Below are 16,772 nucleotides of genomic sequence, written 5' to 3' on the forward strand. Positions count from 1 at the left end.
CGTCGTTATATACGGCTATGTGATACGATCCAACCGCGCATTCAAGATAGAAGCTCTCGATCTTTGGTAACATTCCCCGACCGACATTCTCTGTCGGCTGCCTTCTATCACCTTTTCGCACTGCGCGAACCGGCGTAGGGAAGGGCGCAACGCATATAGGAAGAAACATGACGGCGCCGAAGGAACTCAGGGTCTCGAAGGACCGCAAGCTGCTCACCGTCACCTTTGCCGGGCATCAGCCGTTCGAACTGCCGGCGGAGTTCTTGCGCGTGGCCTCGCCTTCTGCCGAGGTGCAGGGCCATTCGCCGGATCAGCGCGTGACTGTGCCCGGCAAGCGCAATGTCGCGATTCTTAAGATCGAGCCGGTCGGCAATTACGCGGTGCGCATCACCTTCGACGATTTCCACGACACCGGCATCTTCACCTGGAACTATCTTCACACGCTCGGGCATGAAAAGGACGAGCGCTGGAACGCCTACCTCGCCGAGCTGGCCGAGAAGGGGCTCAGCCGCGACCGCTAGCCTGGCGCCAAGACGTTTGACTGGGTGTCGTCAAAGCGTCATGGACATAGAGTAGCGCCGGCAAAAGGTCAGGAGGCTGAAAAGATGTCGCTCATCACATCGGTCGAACAGCTCGAAGCCCTCTACGGCCTGCCTGGCGAGGCCTCGGTCGTCAAGGAGCTTGACCATGTGATCCCCGAATATGCAGCCTTCATTGAAGCCTCGCCTTTCGTGGCGCTGGCGACCTGCGGGCCGGAGGGGCTGGACTGCTCGCCGCGCGGCGATCTCGCCGGCTTCGTGCGCCTCCTGGACGAAAAAACGCTGATGATGCCCGACAGGCGCGGCAACAACCGCGCCGATTCGCTAAAGAACATCATTCGCGATCCGCGCGTCGGGCTGCTCTTCCTTGTGCCGGGCTCCGGCACGACGCTGCGCGTCAACGGCCGCGCCCATATCACAGCCGATGCCGAGCTTTGCGCGTCCTTCATGGTCGATGGCAAGCCGGCTGGGTCGGTCACCGTTGTCGCCGTCGACGCGGTCTATTTCCAGTGCGCACGCGCCATCGTGCGCTCGGAGCTCTGGAACCCGGCAAAGCATGTCGACCCGAAGTCGCTGCCGACGCCCGGCCAGATCCTCGAGATCACCAGCCGCAGAAATATCAATGGCGCCGCATATGACAAGGAATGGCCGGAGCGGGCAAAGCAGACCATGTGGTAGCGGCCTCGAGAGCGCCCGGTCAGGCCTCCTTCAGGACATCGGCGATCTTGCGCATCTGCTCGCCGATCATGTCGCACTGCTCCGGCGTCGACTGGCTCATCGCCTTCTCGATGAGCGCCATATGTACTTTCAGCGCCCGCATCAGCAGGGCCTCGCCGGCTTCGGTGAGGTTCAACCGCAGCACGCGTTTGTCCTTTTCGTCACCCTCTCGACGCAGCAGGCCGCGGGCTTCCAGTTGCGGCAATAGCATCGTGATGTTGGAGCGGCCGACCAAGAGCTTGCGAGCAAGGTCGTGCTGCGACATCCCGGGATGACGGTAGAGGTTCATCAGCACGTCGAGCTGCGCCGGTTTGAGGTCGAGCGGCGCCAGCTTCACCGCCAGCGTGCGCTCCAGCACATGGCAGGCGCGCGCCACCGCAACCCAGTTGCGGAAGCGCGGATTGTCCCAGGGCAGCTCTTGCTTAATGTTCATGTTTGAACTATTATGTTCATGCTTGAACGAATGGTTGGACCGACACTATGGCATCATTTGGATTGAAGGTCATCCGAGGCGTCTTCGGCGCGGCCGAGCATGTCGCGCCGCGTCTCAGTGGCCGCGCCGCGTTCGAATTGTTCTGCCGCACGGCAAACGTCAAGGCCTTGAGCGATGGCGAGCGCCGCGCAGTCGAGCGCGCTGCGGGTTTCATGGCCGAGGCGCGCCATCACCGGCTGAAGACGAAGGCGGATTGCGTTGCGGTGCATGAGTTCCGGCCGGGGCCGGGCAGGGGCTCCCGCGGCACCGTGCTTGTCATCCATGGCTGGCGCTCGCGCACCGAATATATGCGAACTCTGATCGATGGGTTTCGCGACGCCGGCTACAAGGTGGTCTCGCTTGACCTGCCGGGCCACGGCCATTCGCTCGGGCGACATCTCAATATGGTGACCGCGGTCGACGCCGTGCGAGTCGCAGGCGAATGGTTCGGCCCGTTTGCCGCTGCCGTCGGCCATTCCTTCGGCGGCGCCGTCGCCGCCAATGCGGTTGCCGCTTCGGTGAAAGGCATGCCGCCGCTTGCGGCCGAGAAACTGGTTCTAATCGCGGCGCCGAGCTCGCTGCCGGCGATCTTCGACGATTTCAGCCACCGGCTCAATGTCGGGCCGCGCTCCCGGGTCGCCATGGCGGATCGGGTGAAGCATTTGTCGGGACGGCCGCTCAGCGATTTCACGGGCGACCGCCAGCTCGCTGAGGCTCCGGTGCCGACGCTGATCATCCATGCGCCGGACGACCGCGAAGTCCATGCCGATCACGCAAAACGATATGCGGGAGCCGGCGATCATGTGAGCTTGCATTGGGCCGAAGGGCTTGGCCACCGCCGCATCCTTGCCGACAAGGATGTCGCCGCGCGCGCCGTGGGCTTCGTCGCCGAGGAACGGCAACCGGCGCTGCATTGAAAATGACTGCGGGAGACGCCTGCTGGCGTCTTCCGTCCGTAGTTGCGAATGGCTCAGTCGGCCTTCTTCTTCTGCCCTGGCTCGACCGGCAGGCCGGCAGCCTTCCAGGCTGTGTAGCCGCCAAGGATGTGTTTGACCGGGGCGAGACCCATGTCCTGCGCCGTCTTGGTCGCCAGCGCCGACCGCCAGCCGCCGGCGCAGAAGAAGACGAAGGTCTTGCCGGAGGCGAAGAACGGCTTGTGGTAAGGGCTTTCGGGGTCGATCCAGAATTCGAGCATACCGCGCGTCACATGCTTGGCGCCGGGAATCTTGCCGTCGCGCTCGACCTCGCGGGGGTCACGTAGGTCGACGAAGATGGTGCCGTCATCCTCCAGCAGCCCGGCAGCTTCCTCAGGCGAAACCACCTCGATCTCGGCATTCGCTTCGTCGAGAAGTTCGCGATATCCCTTCTTCACTGCGCATCCTCCAGGCCATGGCTCGCGCCCGCCGGAATTTCGATCACAAAGACTGCTGTTTGTCACGGGCCGATGTTTGTCAGGAGGGAAGGTCGGCCATGGTCGCCAAGGCCGCACAGCGCCAACGCCTGATTGTTACCGAGGCGTCTGAAACCGGGAGCCGCCCTGCCGCATTGTGTCTCACACGGATGTGAAACTGTTCTGCAACACGGTCGCGAAAATTTATGGAAGCTTAACGGAATCAGTATGAATCGGTACAGTCGCGCATTACATCCGCCATGCGGAGGGCGGGACCGTCTAGCGGCGCGGAACGGGAAACCGGTTTCAACCGGTGCGGGTGAAGCATGAAAATCCTCGGGAACAAAATTGCCGTCATGCCGATCGCGATCGCGACGGCGCTTGCCTTCGGCCAGCAGCCGGCGAGCGCGCAGGGGCTGTTCGACATGCTGTTCGGCGGCGGCATCCGGCACAATTCCCAAGGAGAATTTCCGCCGCCGCCGAAGCCGCGCAAGGTGCAGCCTGGCACAGGCGGTAGCGTCAGGATCAGCAGCCCGACCTACAACACCTACAGGGCCGACAAGCTTGTGCGCGTCGACTTCAAGTCGCTGCTGCCCGCTCCGCCGCCCGCGACCGCGCAAGATGCTGCCTTTGTGCCCTCCGTAACCGGAAGCGCGTTCCGCGACGCGCTGGCGGGCCTGAGCGATTATGAACTCTTTGCCGAGCCCGATATTGCCAAGGCGCTCATCGCCTACTATTCGGCCAATCCGGATTTCATCTGGGTGACAGGGGATGCACCCAACAGCAGGGCGCAGGATGCCGTGCGGGTGCTTGGCGGAGCGGCGAGCTATGGCCTGACGCCTGCCGATTATTCCGTCGATGTTCCTGCGGCGGCCACGAATGCCGCCTTGCCCGAAGCGCGGACCAAGGAACTGGTTCGCTTCGAGATGGCGCTATCGGCGCGCGTGCTGCGCTACGCCCATGACGCCCAGAGCGGCCGAGTCGATCCGAACCGCATGACCGGCTATTACGATTTTCCGGGCAAGCCGCTCGATCTCGAAGGCGTGCTGAAGACGCTGGCGCACACGCGAGAGGTGCGCACCTATCTCGAATCGCGGCACCCGCAGAACCCTGAATATCAGGCGCTGCGCGTCGAGTTGGAGTCGCTCCAGGCAAGCGAGGAGAACGAGATCGTCGTCGATCCGAAGCTGCTCCTGAAGCCCGGTGAAAGCAGCCCGGAACTGCCCAAGCTTTTGACTTTGATCGCGCGCAACCTCGATGACGAGATGGGCGGTGACTTTGGCGAGACCCTCGCCCGGCTCGGCAAGAGCGAGGTTTACGATCCTGAACTGGTGCCAGTGATCAAGGCGGTGCAGAAGCGGGCCGGCATGAAGGGCGACGGCGTCATCGGCCCGCGTACCGTCGCCTCGCTCGCCGGAACGTCCAAGGCCGACAAGGTCGAGAAGGTCATGGCGGCGCTTGAAGAGCTGCGCTGGCTCCCCTCCGATCTTGGCAGCCCGCGCGTCTTCATCAACCAGCCGGCCTTCACCGCAAGCTACATCGACAACGGCGAGGAGAAGCTGAAGACCCGCGTGGTCATCGGCAAGGTCACCAACCAGACCGCATTTTTCTACAACCAGATCAAGCAGGTCGACTTCCACCCCTATTGGGGCGTGCCGCAGTCGATCATCGTCAACGAGATGCTGCCGAGGCTGCGCAGCGATCCGGGCTATCTGGACCGCGCCGGCTATGAGGTGACGGATTCCAGCGGCAGGCGAGTTCCCTCTGCGGCGGTGGACTGGGGCGCCTACGGTGCCAAAATCCCGTTCAGCGTGCGCCAGCAGCCGAGCGAGGCCAATGCGCTTGGCGAGTTGAAGATCCTCTTCCCCAACAAGCACGCCATCTACATGCACGACACGCCGCAGAAGTCGTTCTTCGGGCGCGACATGCGCGCGCTGAGCCATGGCTGCATACGCCTGCAGGATCCGCGCGGCATGGCGGCCGCTGTGCTCGGCACGTCGGTCGACGACATCGCCGAGAAGCTGAAGCATGGTCATTCGACCGAGAATGTCACGCGCGTCATCCCGGTCTATGTCGCCTATTTCACCGCTTGGCCGGACATGTCCGGCAAGGTCGAATATTTCGACGACGTCTACGATCGCGATTCGAAGCTGATGCAGGCGCTGGATGCGACCGAAGCGGTGCGCGCACCGTCAACCTAAGCGCTCGATGAGCGGCCGCCTGAAACCGGCATCACGTCCGGCAATGAGCCAATAAACGAAACCGGCCACCAGCCCGGCCGCGACGATGATGCCAAGGTCGGCCCAGCGTTCCGGATCGTGCGGCGCGCCCGGCGAGAGCAGCATGAAACCGGCGGCCGCAACCACGCCGCCGAACAGCATATGCAGCCAGAAGCTCCGCAACGAGAAGACCTCGGCAATAAGCGCAAAGATCAGAGTCTGCATGCCGGTCGCCACGATCGTCAGGAAATAGACGAACATGCCAAGCGGCGGCACGACCAGCACGGCGACGGGCGTGAACTGCATCAGCTCGAAATAGCTTGGGGCGTTGGGCAGCGAGCTCAGCGCTGCATAGATCGCGACCAACGCGACCAATCCGACGAGCACCGCGATCAGATAGCCGGCGAGCACCATCAGGATGCGCTTTAGAACGTAGCCAACCATTCCCATGCACCCCCGTGCCCGCAATCATGGCGCGCAGTCAGCCATCAAACGTGCATCGACGCAAGTCTCGGATAGGGAGGCGCCGGCCCAGCTGCGGGCGGCCGTATCAGGCGTTACTTCGGTTCGCCGGTGACCGGATCGTAGGTGATTTCGACCTTGGCCTTGTCGGTCGTGTAATAGGTAACGGTATAGCCGTCGCTGCTCCAGCCGACCTCCTTGATATATTGGAAGTCGCTCCGCTTCTCGACCTTGGTCAGGATTTCCGAGAGCTTCTTGGCATTTTGCGGCGGCAGCGCTTGCGCTTCGGCCGCGAAAGCCGACCCGCCGACAAGGAAAAACGCGATACCGCTTGCCAAAAGAACACCGCGCATGACTGCCCTCAATCTCTCGTGGTGGCATGAACGCGCTGACAACTCGAATCCGGGCCCGTTGGTTCCGCCAACGGACCGCAACGCCTTGCTCCACAGTTGGTCCGTCACGGCCGGCGCGACTTCTATTCGCGAAAGCTTAAATAAGTAAAACGGCGTGAATCCAACAAGTAAGGAGGCTTCTGCAACATCGGACTTCAGGTAACGAACGACTAACCATGGCTTGCGCCGAAACCGCCTTCCATTAGCTGTTCGTGGTAGAGCTTTTGGCCAGACCCTGTTAGAGTCCCGGACCAACAGGGTGGCAACGGCGCGCCGAGCCTGCCGGGGATCTTCCATCGGCAAACGGCGAAGTTTTTTTGGAGCGGAAGTCGCCTGTTCTGAACCGAAAACAGGGACCGGGGGCTCAACCATGGCTGAACGGAACTATACCCGTCAGCTTGCGACAATCATTTCTATCGACGCCGTTGGTTTTTCGCGGCTGATGGGCATCGACGACGAGCGCGCCGTCGCGGCCTTCGAGGAAAGGCGCGATATCATCACCGACAGTTGCGGCGCCTTTGGCGGCCGCACGTTTGGCGTTGCCGGCGACAGCATCATGGCCGAATTCGGCAATCCAATCGAAGCCTTGCGCGCGGCGTTCGATTTCCAGGACCGGATCATGGCGCTCAATGCCTCGGCCGCGGATGAGATGCGCATGCCGTTCCGGGCCGGGATCAACACCGGAGACGTCATCGTCCGCGAGGGCCGCCTCTATGGCGACGACGTCAACATTGCCGCGCGCCTGCAGGAATTCGCTCCACATGACGGTCTAGCCATCTCAGAGACGACCTGGCACCACGTGAAGGACAAGACGGCCGCGGTTTTCACCGACCTTGGCGAGTTCATGCTCAAGAACATCGCCCTGCCTGTACGTGTGCTGATCGCCGGACGCGGCGGCAACGGCGCGGCGATTGCTGCGCCCCTGGCCGCCATCCCTACCGCTCCCGTCCATGACAGACTCGCATCGAAGGGCCCGCCGGCAATCGCGGTGCTGCCGTTTCACGGCAGCAATGGAGGCGAGCCTGACGTCGGCTACATGGCCGACGGCATTGCGGAAGACATCATCTACGGCCTGTCCAACACCCGCTGGCTCTCGGTGATCGCGAAGGGCTCCAGCTTCCAGTTTCGCGACGACCAGCTCGGAACCAGGCTCATCGGCAATGCGCTTGGCGCGCGCTACATCGTCGGCGGCACGCTGGCGCGCCACAGCGGGCAGATACGCCTCAACGCCTCGCTGACCGACACGTCGAACGGGCGCCTGGTCTGGTCGCAGCGCTTCGACCGCGACCTCATCGACATCTTCAGGCTGCGCGACCAGATCGGCAGCGAGATCGTTTCGATCCTCGACAAGGAGGTCGACCGAGCCGAGCAGGTGCGCACCTTCCAGGTGCCGTGGGAAAGCCTCGAGACCTGGCAGCTGGTGCGGCGAGGCCGCTGGCACATGAACAGGCGCACGCGCAAAGACACCGAGATCGCGCTCGAATTCTTCGAGAAGGCTTACCAAGAAGATCCGAATTCCAGCGCCGTGCTGAACGAGCTGGCATGGTGGTATTTCTGGCGGGCATGGCTGCGCTTCGGCGACAGCGACGACCTGGCCAAGGTCGAAGAATTTGCGCGCAAGTCGCTCTTGATGGACAGCCTCGACGCGCGGCCGCACGCCTATCTCGGGGCGGCCGACATCATGCGCGGCCAGCCGGCATCGGCGGCGGAGCATCTGGCCGAGGCGATCCACATCAATCCGAGCTTTGCCTTCGCCCGCTCGGCAATGGGCAGCGCGCGGCTGCTGCTTGGCGATGCCGCCGGCGCGATCCCGTTCTTCCTGGATACCGAGCGGCTGAGCCCGTTCGACCTCTACCGCTTTCACAATCTGGGCGAGCTGGCTGCCGCATACTGTTTGGTCGAGGACTGGCCGGCCGCAATTGCGGTTGCCGATCGCTCGCTCAACCTTTCGCCGGGCTATTTCTACGCCAGGTTCCTCAAAATCGGCGCCTTGATGCGGAGCGGCCGTCTTGAGGAGGCCGAACGCGAACGCGCCATTCTGGCAACCAGGCATCCCGATTTTTCTGAGCAGCGGATTCGCTGGATACCGTTCGTCGATCCTGCGAAGAACAACTTCCTGATCGCGAATTTCGGCCAGGCCAAGTCCATCGCATGATTGCTGGAACCGAACACCGATGATTGTGAAAAAAATCACATACGCCGGACCGAACCAAACCTAGGCCAGACAATAGCCGGCATCGCAGTGACGTGGACAGCCGGGGGGCTCGAACGCGCATGATCAAGTTGAAGTATTTCGCTGCTGTCCGCGCTGCCCAGAAGAGCCAGCGCCCTGTCGCCGAAATGCCGCCCTTCGATATCGACCGGCTCCGCGCCAAGGGGCTTGCGTCCCGTATCGCCGGCTTCCTTTTCAACGACCCGCGCTGGCTGCTGGCGCTGCTGCGCCGCTTCTGGCCGAACCTGGCCTTCGGCAATTTCCTGCTTGTCACCAAAGGCGTCGATGTGCGCGACATTTTGGAGCGCGGCGACGAGTTCGAGACGCCGTACGGACCGGAAATGGCGGAACTGGCCAGGGGATCGAACTTCATCCTCGGCATGCAGGACGGGGCCGCCTACCGGCAAATGAAATCGGCCGTGCTGAGCGCCTTTCCGCCGGCGGAAGTCGAAGCCGCCGTCAGGCCGATCGCCGAGCGTCATTCGCGCGACATCATGACCCGGGCCAGCCCCGGCTTCGACGCCATCGGCGGGCTGATGAAGATCGTTCCGGTACGCATCTGTCGCGACTATTTCGGCCTCGAGATCGACGATGAAACCGAATTCGCCGACTGGTCGATCGCGCTCAGCGCGCTGTTCTTTTCCGATCCGACAGCGAGCCCAACGACACGTCAGCTCGCGATCGTCGGCGGCGATCGTCTGATCAAGGTCATCGACCGCTCGATTGCCGCGATCAGGGACAGGGGAGGGAAGGACGAACGGCCGCTGGCGCGCCTCGTCGCGCTCATGGATCAAGGGCGCCTATCGCAGCCCGACATCCATTCGATCATGCTCGGCATGATTGCCGGCTTCGTTCCGACCAATGTGCTTGCCGGCGGCAATTGCCTGGACGTCATCCTGTCGCGGTCAGATGCAAGGCAGGCTGTCGACGCAGCCATTGCAGCGGGCGGTACCGGCAAACTCGATCGGGCGATCCTGGAAGCCATGCGCTTCAAGCCGATCTGGGTCGGTCCGTGGCGCTACACCGCCCGTGACGCGGTCATCGGCCAAGGCACGCGGCGAGAGCGCCTTGTGAAGGCCGGAACGGTCGTCATGCCGGCGACGCTTTCCGCCATGTTCGATCCGGAAATCGTGCAAAGGCCAAACGAATTCGACACCTCGCGGCCTTATCGCGATTACATGGTGTTCGGCCACGGCATTCATCTGTGCATCGGGGCCGAGATCGCCCGCATTCAGATCGGCGAATGCGTTCGCGCCCTGTTCAGCAAGCCCAAGCTCCGCCGCGCGCATGGCAGAGCCGGCAAGATGGTCAATGTCGGCGCCTATCCGGCCAGCCTCAAGGTCGATTTCGAGCGCTCGCCGCTTTGCCGCACGGTCGACCAGTCGATGGTAACCGTGGTTTGCCCGATCAGGCGTGCGGTGCCGCTGGATGCCGTGCGCGACAAGGTCGGCGCACTTGGCAACCCGGCGATAGACGAGGTGGGCGATGCGCTCGACAATGTCGGCACGGTCCATTTCGCCAGTCTGGCTGTCGCCGCCACCGGCAGGGACGAGAAATCGGACCTCGAGACGGGCGCGGTTGTCCTCGAAATCTCCGGCGACGGCAGCACCGACGATGTCATCGGTGCCATCACGCAGGCCATAGGCCACCGGCTGCGGCCGATCTTAAGGGCCGTGTGCGGTCTGCCCGACGACGCTTCGCTGCAGGACTTCCTGAAGAAGCATCACATCGAGATCTCGCCGTCCTTCGGCAGCACGGCAGGGCTGGTTTTTTCCGGAACGCCTGGCCATTCGGTGCGCCGCATCCTTGCCGAGGCAGAGCTCGCCGACAGCGTGCGCGAGATCGTCGAAAAGCCGCGCGCGGGTACAGGCAACGCCCTTGCTGTGCTCACCGAGGCGCGCCGGCATGCCCAGTCGCTAGGGCAATTCGGCTGGGCCTTCGAGCCGGCTGAGAGCCTGCTGGAGCGGCCCCCGGGCCGCTGGTGGCGGGCCTTGACGACGACACTGCTTGCGCCGGCCGTGCTCGCCACCGTCGCGATCGTCATCCTTGCCTGCTGGCGCATGACCTATGTGCTCGTGTTCGGCAATCCGCACGGTGTCACCTTCACCAACGTCGCAATTGCCGGCACCGCGCTTCTGCTGGCGGTGCTGGGGCTGCTCGCGATAGCCCTGCTGTTCATCGGCTTGTGCTTCCTCAGCCTGCGGCGCCTCGAGGACAAGGACCGGCCGCAGAACACGCCGATCGATCTCGGCGCGCTGGACAGGATACTCGCCAATGAGGACCACTGCGCGCAAAACCATCTCACCGCGATATCGACGATGAAGGCCGGCACCTTGCGGCGGCTGGCGCTGAGGCTTTCCTTCTACCTGATCTCGATATCGGCGCAGAAGGTGTTCAAGCCGGGGTTCCTCGCCACCATAAACACCATTCACTTCGCCCGCTGGGTGCTGCTGCCGGGCACCGACAAGCTGATGTTCTTCTCCAACTATGGCGGCAGCTGGGAAAGCTATCTCGAGGACTTCATCGCCAAGGCCTCAGAGGGCCTGACCGGCGTATGGAGCAACACGGAAGGCTACCCGCGCACGCGTTGGCTCTTCCTCGACGGCGCGCGCGACGGGGACCGCTTCAAGCGCTGGGCGCGGCGTCAGCAGGTGCCGACGCTGTTCTGGTACTCTGCCTATCCGCATCTCAACACCGCGCGCATCCGTATCAACTCGAAGATCCGGCGCGGCATTGCTTCCGCCACCGGCAGCGAGGCCCGCAACTGGGTGAGCCTGTTCGGCTCGCTGCAGCGGCCGCAGGCAAGGCCGGCTGCAACCGTCGGCCGTGAACCGGCGCCTTCGCCCGTGGAAGAACTGGAAGCCGGCGAGATCCAATCCATTTTCTTCGGCCCGTTCGGCGCGCTTGGCCACGCGCATATGCTGGCGATCCGCGTGCCGGAAGAACTGCCGGCCATGCAACGCAGAGCGTGGCTGGACTTCGTCATCGACAAGACCAGTTTCGGCGACGGCGTGCCGGCCGGACGCGCCATGACGGTGGCCTTCGGTCCCGACGGTTTGCGCCGTCTTGGGCTGAAGGGCGGCGTCGACGACGATCCGCTGGACACATTCCCAGCTGCCTTTCGCCACGGCATGGGCAATCCAGAGCGCAGCCGCATCCTCGACGACACCGGCCCCGATGCGCCTGACAAATGGCAGTGGGGTTCGGCCACGGCGCCGGTCGACGCAGTCGTCATCTGCTACGCCGCGGAGCCGGCGGTACTGAAGGGGGAGGTTGCGGCCGCGAAGCGAAAGACGACAGGCGCGGGGATGAAGATCGTTGCCGAATTGCCGCTTGTCGTGAACCGCGAGCCAAAGAAGGACGGTGGGACAACGCAACATGCCGGCAACGACGGCAAGCCGGAGCGCGCCCGCGCCTACGAGCATTTCGGCTTTGCCGACGGCGTCTCGCAGCCGATCGTCAGGGGTACGTCGCGCGCCAGCAAGGGTGCCGCGCCGATGCACCTGGTCGCGCCGGGCGAGTTCCTGTTCGGCTATCGCGACGAGCATGGGTTCTATCCAGCCTCGCCCTCCGTCCGGGCAGCACAGGATCGGACCGGCATCCTGTCTCAGGTGCGGCGCAACCGGCAGATCCCCGGTCAGCCCCCGCCGCCGCGCGATTTCGGCCGCAACGGCTCGTTCCTGGTCGTGCGCCAGTTCGAGCAGCATGTCGAGTTATTCGATGACTATTGCAAGCATGCCGCCGCGCGGGCTGCGCGCGAGACCGGCGACAACGCCATCACGCCGCGCTGGGTCGCGGCCAAGATGCTCGGCCGCTGGCAGGACGGCAGTTCGCTGGTGCGCAACCCCGATGGCCGCCCGGGTCGTGGCGTCGACAACGACTTCGCGCTCGGCGCCGAGGACCCGCAGGGGCATCGCTGTCCGCTCGGCTCGCACATACGCCGTTCCAATCCGCGCGACTCGCTTGGCGAGGATCGCGAGACGCAGATCAGGATCGGCAAGCGCCACCGCATCCTGCGCGTCGGCCGCACCTATGAGAAGAAGGACCGCAGCGGGAAGGTCGAGAAGGGGCTTCTCTTCATGTGCCTCAACGCCGACATCGAACGCCAATACGAGTTCATTCAGCAGACCTGGGTCTCGTCGAGCTCGTTCCAAGGCCTTGTCGGCGAAAAGGATCCGACGATCGGCGCGCGCGACGGCGGCGGCCGATTCTCGATTCCGTCCTGGGAAAAGGTGACGGTGCTCAGGGACATGCCGCAATTCGTCACCACGAAAGGCGGCGGCTACTTCTTCATGCCGAGCCGGTCCGCGCTGCGCTACCTGATTTCGCGGCTCTGATTCGGGTCAGAATCGTTCAGTCGTCGTCCTGCGAAGCGGCGATGTGGTTCAGCGCGGCGGCATTTGTGATGCGCAGCCCGCCGCGTTTGATGTCGATCATGTGCCGGTTGCGCCAGTCGTTGAGCGTCTTGTTGACCGACTCGCGCGTCGCGCCGAGGAATTCGCCGAGTTCCGATTGCGAAATCGGGATCCAGCCGGCGGGGTCGGCCATGACGCCGCTGAGGAACACCAGCCGTTTCGCCAGCCGGGCCTCGATGCCGAAGAAGGCCTGGTCGCCAAGCTCGCCGCTGACCCAGCGCAGCCGCGTGCACAGCAGCTCGATCATGGCGCGCGCTAGCGGTGGATTTTTTTCAATGCGATCAAAGAGTTGCGTGCGACTGAGAGAAACCAGCTCGCATGCGGTGAGGCAAATGGCGGTTGCCGTGCGCGGGCGTCCGTCGAGCGCGCCGATCTCGCCGATCAGGCTGCGCGACAGCTCGATATTGGCCACCAGCTTCTGCCCGCCCGGTGAATAGAGCGAAATCTCGACCGTGCCGCTCATCACGCCGTAGATGCGGTCGGATGCGTCCTCCTGGACGAACAGGTGCTGACCGGCGGCATAACGTTCGACCTTGCAGCCGCCGAACAGCAGATCGAACTGGCGCGGATCGATCCGCGCCAGACGCGGCAGGGTGCTCCTGTCGTCTGCGCTGGCTGTGGACATGATGCGGTTCCGCCTCTCGTTGAGCGGAAATTGTATGACAAGTGCATGCTCGATCAAGGCCTGTCTCCTTTCGTGCGATTGCGGCAACACACGACGGCCTTTGTAGATCGGGCGCCAGTCGTGCGCTGCCGGCACTCAAATTGGCCGGCAACTGTCCCTTGCAGCGGGAAACCGGAGCGCGCTGGCGGACGCGAACCGAACCACGAAACGCCGTTCGCGCGCGTGGCGGGAGGTGACCGACGCGCGCGAACAGCAAATCTGAAAATGGCTAGGTGATCGAAACTCCCTGCCGAGCTTTCAGGCCCGGAGGCCGTTGGAGCCCATGCATCAGTGCCACCCGGTGCGATATCTGTGCGCGACGCCTCCGCGGCGTATGTGAAGGCGATCACAGAAGCGTCGCCTGTCCAGCAGCGGCTTGCCGCCGCCCTGCATGGACCAGTCCGACGACCCCGACCGACGAACTCAGCGCCTTCGAACGAAATGTCGGCGACAAGGGCAGCGGCCCGGTTGTCGGCACCCGCCGCAGCAGGCACCATATTGCGGCAGTGCTTCAAAAGGCAATTGCGGAAAATCGAAAACCGATCTATGGAGCGCGCGGCTGATTGAGGGCGGCCATCATCCTATTTGCATAGGTTCGCTGCCCCATGCCCGATAACTTCTCGCGTGTAATCGCATTTCTTGCCGTGGTTATGGCCCTGCTGTTTGCCGGGCTGCATTTCCATCAGGGCAACATCATAGCCACGCTCTACTTCATGACTGGCGCCATTCTGGTGACGGGAGTAACGCATTTGAATGTGCGCCGAGGCCTGATCTAAGCGTCCTCCCGGACGCGAGCTGTCCCGCTTCACGAAATTGAAGAGGTTCATCGCGGCCGGATCATCCAACGTCAGGAAGTTGGATGGTGGGCGATGCAGGGATTGAACCTGCGACCCCACCCGTGTGAAGGGTGTGCTCTCCCGCTGAGCTAATCGCCCGCTCGTTGCCCGAAGGCTGAAGCGAGCCGCGATATAAGGGAGGCGGGTGCGCGAAGTCAAGGCAATGTGCCGTCGTTATCCTGCGGATCGATTTCAGGTTCCTGCCGGCTCGATCTGGGCAGGCGCTCAGCGCGCCGCAGCGATCAGACGCTGGGCCAATTCCGGCGTCAGCGTGTCGAAATGCGAGATCACCAGCGTCGGTTCGAACTCGCGCACATGACGATCCGTATAGCCGAAATCGACCGCCACCACCGGAATACCGGCCGCCTTGGCGGTGTCGATGTCGGTCTGCGAATCGCCGACCATCAGGGCGTTGTGCGGATCGCCGCCAGCCAGTTTGATGGTTTCGGTCAGATGGCGCGGGTCGGGTTTGCGGAAGGCAAAAGTGTCCTGGCCGCAGATCGCGGCAAAGTATTTGTCGAGACCGAGCGCGCCGATCAGCGTCGCCGAATTCGCTTCATACTTGTTGGTGCAAACCGCCATCAGATAACCGGCGGCCTGGAAGCGATCGAGGGCTGCGACGACGCCGGGATACGGGCAGGACTTGCCAGGGATGTTGATCGTGTAGTGGTCGAGGAAAAGCTTCAGCAGCCGGTCGTGCTCTTCCGCCATCAGCGCCTTGTTTTGCGCCGCATGCGCGCGTTCGATCATGACGCGGCCGCCATGGCCGACGTAGCGTTTGAAGCCGGCTTGGTCGACCGCGGCAAGCTCCGCGGCCGCCAGGCTGTGGTTGAGGCTGTCGAGCAGATCCGGCGCGGTGTCGATGAGCGTCCCGTCGAGGTCGAACACGATGATCGGTCGGGTCATGGCCAGTCCTGAATGATTGAGGTTCCGCAGCCGATACAAGCTGCGCGGTGGTCAAGCAAGCCGCCTCCGTCGGTCCACAGGCAGAGCCTTTGACGGGAAAGGCAAAAATGCTAGGAGGCGCGCCAAACCATGGAAACCGGGGACAGGAGCGGCATGGACGCAAGGCAGTTGAAGGTCGAGGCCGCGCGTGCGGCGCTCGCCCATGTCAGCAGCGGCATGCGGCTCGGCATCGGCACGGGCACGACCGCCGACGAGTTCGTCCGGCTGCTCGCCGAAAAGGTCGCGACCGGCCTCAGCGTCATCGGCGTGCCCACATCCGAGCGCACCGCGGCACTCTGCCGCGAGCTTGGCGTGCCGCTGTCGACGCTCGAGGAAACGCCGGAGCTCGACCTCACCATTGACGGCGCCGACGAGATCGATCCCGCGCTAACGTTGATCAAGGGCGGCGGCGGGGCGCTGCTGCGCGAAAAGATCGTCGCGGCGGCGTCGCAGCGCATGATCGTGATTGCCGACCGGTCCAAGATGGTCGAGACGCTCGGCCGTTTCCCGCTGCCGATCGAGGTCAACAAGTTCGGCCTGCGCGCCACCGAGATCGCGGTCGGCGCGGCGGCGGCAAGCCTCGGCCTTGCCGGCCCGGTGACATTGAGGATGACGGGGGGGCAGCCATTTGTTACAGACGGCGGCCACTTTATCCTCGATGCATCTTTTGGCCGCATTCCGGATACAAGAGCGCTTTCGAATGCTCTCTTCGCCATTCCAGGCGTTGTCGAGCACGGTCTATTCATCGGGCTGGCGTCAACCGCCGTCATCGCCGGCGGCGACGGCATCCAAACCGTCCATGCCGCCCGAAAACCAGGGAGTTCTATCGACCATGATGTTGCATAAACGGGTTCGCCGCCTTTCGACCATTCTGGCGGCCTCAGCGGTGCTTGCGCTGTCCTCGCCGGCGTTTTCGCAGGATATCAGCGAATCGCATCTGAAGGCCGCACGGGCCGCAGTTGCGGCTATCCACGCTACCGACCCGTTCGACAATATCCTGCCGCAGGCGGCGGCCGCGCTTGAGAACCAGCTGATCCAGAAGAACCCCGACATGCAGGAACTGATCGGCAAGACGGTCACCGAAAAGGCCATGGGCTTGGCGGCGCGCCGCGCCGACCTGGAGAAGGAGGCGGCGCTCGCCTACGCCAAGGTGTTTTCCGAAAAGGACCTCAACGATATCGCCACTTTCTACAGCTCGGAAGCCGGCAAGAAGCTGCTCGACAGCGGCCCGGCGGTCACGCGCGACCTGGTGAAGGCGGCAGACATTTGGCAGAACGGGGTCGCCCGCGACCTCGCCCAGCAGGTCGGCGAAACGCTCGCCGCCGCCGCAAAGGCCGCGGCTCCTGCCAAGCCTGCGAAGGATGCGGCCGCTCCTGCCGACGGCTCCGCTCCTGCCGATAATTCGGCGCCTGCAGACGACCAGGCTCCTGCCGACAACTCGGCTCCTGCCGACAATTCGCAGAACTGATCCGTTTCAAGCGGCCGACGGCCGACTTGACCAGAAGAGCC

General features: G+C 63.6%; 15 protein-coding genes and 1 tRNA gene. 9 read left to right on the forward strand and 7 right to left on the reverse strand.

Translation table 11 applies throughout. From position 1 onward, the window contains the following. Positions 1–167: 167 nt before the first annotated feature. Both P9228_RS16765 and P9228_RS16770 read left to right on the forward strand, forming a co-directional pair. Positions 168–521, forward strand: a complete 354-nt coding sequence (locus tag P9228_RS16765) for a DUF971 domain-containing protein (protein WP_066989863.1) — start codon at positions 168–170, stop codon at positions 519–521. Between the two features lie 84 nt (positions 522–605). Beyond that, positions 606–1,217 (forward strand): pyridoxamine 5'-phosphate oxidase family protein, encoded by a 612-nt coding sequence (locus P9228_RS16770; protein ID WP_278054402.1) that lies wholly within the window; start codon positions 606–608, stop codon positions 1,215–1,217. A gap of 19 nt (positions 1,218–1,236) precedes the next feature. On the opposite strand, the gene P9228_RS16775 is transcribed toward P9228_RS16770, so the two are convergent. Continuing rightward, positions 1,237–1,689 carry a MarR family transcriptional regulator gene (locus tag P9228_RS16775; RefSeq protein WP_067320018.1) on the reverse strand — a complete coding sequence of 151 codons (453 nt, stop codon included), beginning with the start codon at positions 1,687–1,689 and terminating at the stop codon, positions 1,237–1,239. Positions 1,690–1,736: 47 nt separating this feature from the next. Between P9228_RS16775 and P9228_RS16780 the strand changes: the two genes are divergently transcribed. Next, positions 1,737–2,645, forward strand: coding sequence for an alpha/beta hydrolase (locus tag P9228_RS16780; RefSeq protein WP_278054404.1), 909 nt, complete (start codon positions 1,737–1,739; stop codon positions 2,643–2,645). Positions 2,646–2,698: 53 nt separating this feature from the next. Here the strand turns inward: P9228_RS16780 and P9228_RS16785 are convergent, their stop codons facing one another. Next, positions 2,699–3,100 (reverse strand): rhodanese-like domain-containing protein, encoded by a 402-nt coding sequence (locus tag P9228_RS16785; RefSeq protein WP_066989852.1) that lies wholly within the window; start codon positions 3,098–3,100, stop codon positions 2,699–2,701. 344 nt (positions 3,101–3,444) lie between these two features. Between P9228_RS16785 and P9228_RS16790 the strand changes: the two genes are divergently transcribed. Beyond that, positions 3,445–5,319: a murein L,D-transpeptidase gene (locus P9228_RS16790; RefSeq protein WP_278054407.1), complete on the forward strand. Its 1,875-nt coding sequence runs from the start codon at positions 3,445–3,447 to the stop codon at positions 5,317–5,319. Here the strand turns inward: P9228_RS16790 and P9228_RS16795 are convergent. Beyond that, positions 5,311–5,781: a hypothetical protein gene (locus P9228_RS16795; protein WP_127248248.1), complete on the reverse strand. Its 471-nt coding sequence runs from the start codon at positions 5,779–5,781 to the stop codon at positions 5,311–5,313. The genes P9228_RS16790 and P9228_RS16795 overlap by 9 nt on opposite strands. A gap of 113 nt (positions 5,782–5,894) precedes the next feature. Next, the gene (locus P9228_RS16800; protein WP_066989847.1) at positions 5,895–6,152 is read right to left on the reverse strand and encodes a PepSY domain-containing protein; all 258 of its coding nucleotides are present in this window, start codon (positions 6,150–6,152) and stop codon (positions 5,895–5,897) included. 409 nt (positions 6,153–6,561) lie between these two features. On the opposite strand from P9228_RS16800, the gene P9228_RS16805 reads away from it, so the two are divergent. Both P9228_RS16805 and P9228_RS16810 read left to right on the forward strand, forming a co-directional pair. Beyond that, positions 6,562–8,346 carry an adenylate/guanylate cyclase domain-containing protein gene (locus tag P9228_RS16805; RefSeq protein WP_067320029.1) on the forward strand — a complete coding sequence of 595 codons (1,785 nt, stop codon included), beginning with the start codon at positions 6,562–6,564 and terminating at the stop codon, positions 8,344–8,346. A 119-nt stretch (positions 8,347–8,465) separates the two neighbouring features. Beyond that, positions 8,466–12,740: a cytochrome P450 gene (locus P9228_RS16810; protein WP_278054409.1), complete on the forward strand. Its 4,275-nt coding sequence runs from the start codon at positions 8,466–8,468 to the stop codon at positions 12,738–12,740. Positions 12,741–12,756: 16 nt separating this feature from the next. Here the strand turns inward: P9228_RS16810 and P9228_RS16815 are convergent, their stop codons facing one another. Continuing rightward, complete coding sequence (locus P9228_RS16815) at positions 12,757–13,443, reverse strand: Crp/Fnr family transcriptional regulator (protein ID WP_067320180.1); 687 nt, start codon at positions 13,441–13,443, stop codon at positions 12,757–12,759. Between the two features lie 644 nt (positions 13,444–14,087). Here P9228_RS16815 and P9228_RS16820 point away from each other — a divergent pair. Next, positions 14,088–14,258, forward strand: coding sequence for a hypothetical protein (locus P9228_RS16820; RefSeq protein ID WP_164746760.1), 171 nt, complete (start codon positions 14,088–14,090; stop codon positions 14,256–14,258). Between the two features lie 84 nt (positions 14,259–14,342). Here P9228_RS16820 and P9228_RS16825 read toward each other — a convergent pair. Together P9228_RS16825 and P9228_RS16830 are read right to left on the reverse strand one after the other, a co-directional pair. Then, positions 14,343–14,417 (reverse strand) — tRNA-Val (locus tag P9228_RS16825). Positions 14,418–14,543: 126 nt separating this feature from the next. Next, complete coding sequence (locus tag P9228_RS16830; RefSeq protein ID WP_095800727.1) at positions 14,544–15,224, reverse strand: phosphoglycolate phosphatase; 681 nt, start codon at positions 15,222–15,224, stop codon at positions 14,544–14,546. Between the two features lie 153 nt (positions 15,225–15,377). Here P9228_RS16830 and rpiA point away from each other — a divergent pair, with 153 nt between their 5' ends. Both rpiA and P9228_RS16840 read left to right on the forward strand, forming a co-directional pair. Beyond that, on the forward strand, positions 15,378–16,109 hold the full coding sequence (rpiA, locus tag P9228_RS16835) for a ribose-5-phosphate isomerase RpiA (RefSeq protein ID WP_095777684.1): 732 nt from the start codon (positions 15,378–15,380) through the stop codon (positions 16,107–16,109). Continuing rightward, entirely contained in the window at positions 16,096–16,731 is a 636-nt protein-coding gene (locus P9228_RS16840) for a DUF2059 domain-containing protein (RefSeq protein ID WP_095777683.1), read from the forward strand. Before rpiA ends, P9228_RS16840 begins: the two co-directional genes overlap by 14 nt. Positions 16,732–16,772 lie beyond the last annotated feature (41 nt).

It is taken from the genome of Mesorhizobium sp. WSM4898 (assembly GCF_029625845.1).
Lineage (GTDB): Bacteria > Pseudomonadota > Alphaproteobacteria > Rhizobiales > Rhizobiaceae > Mesorhizobium.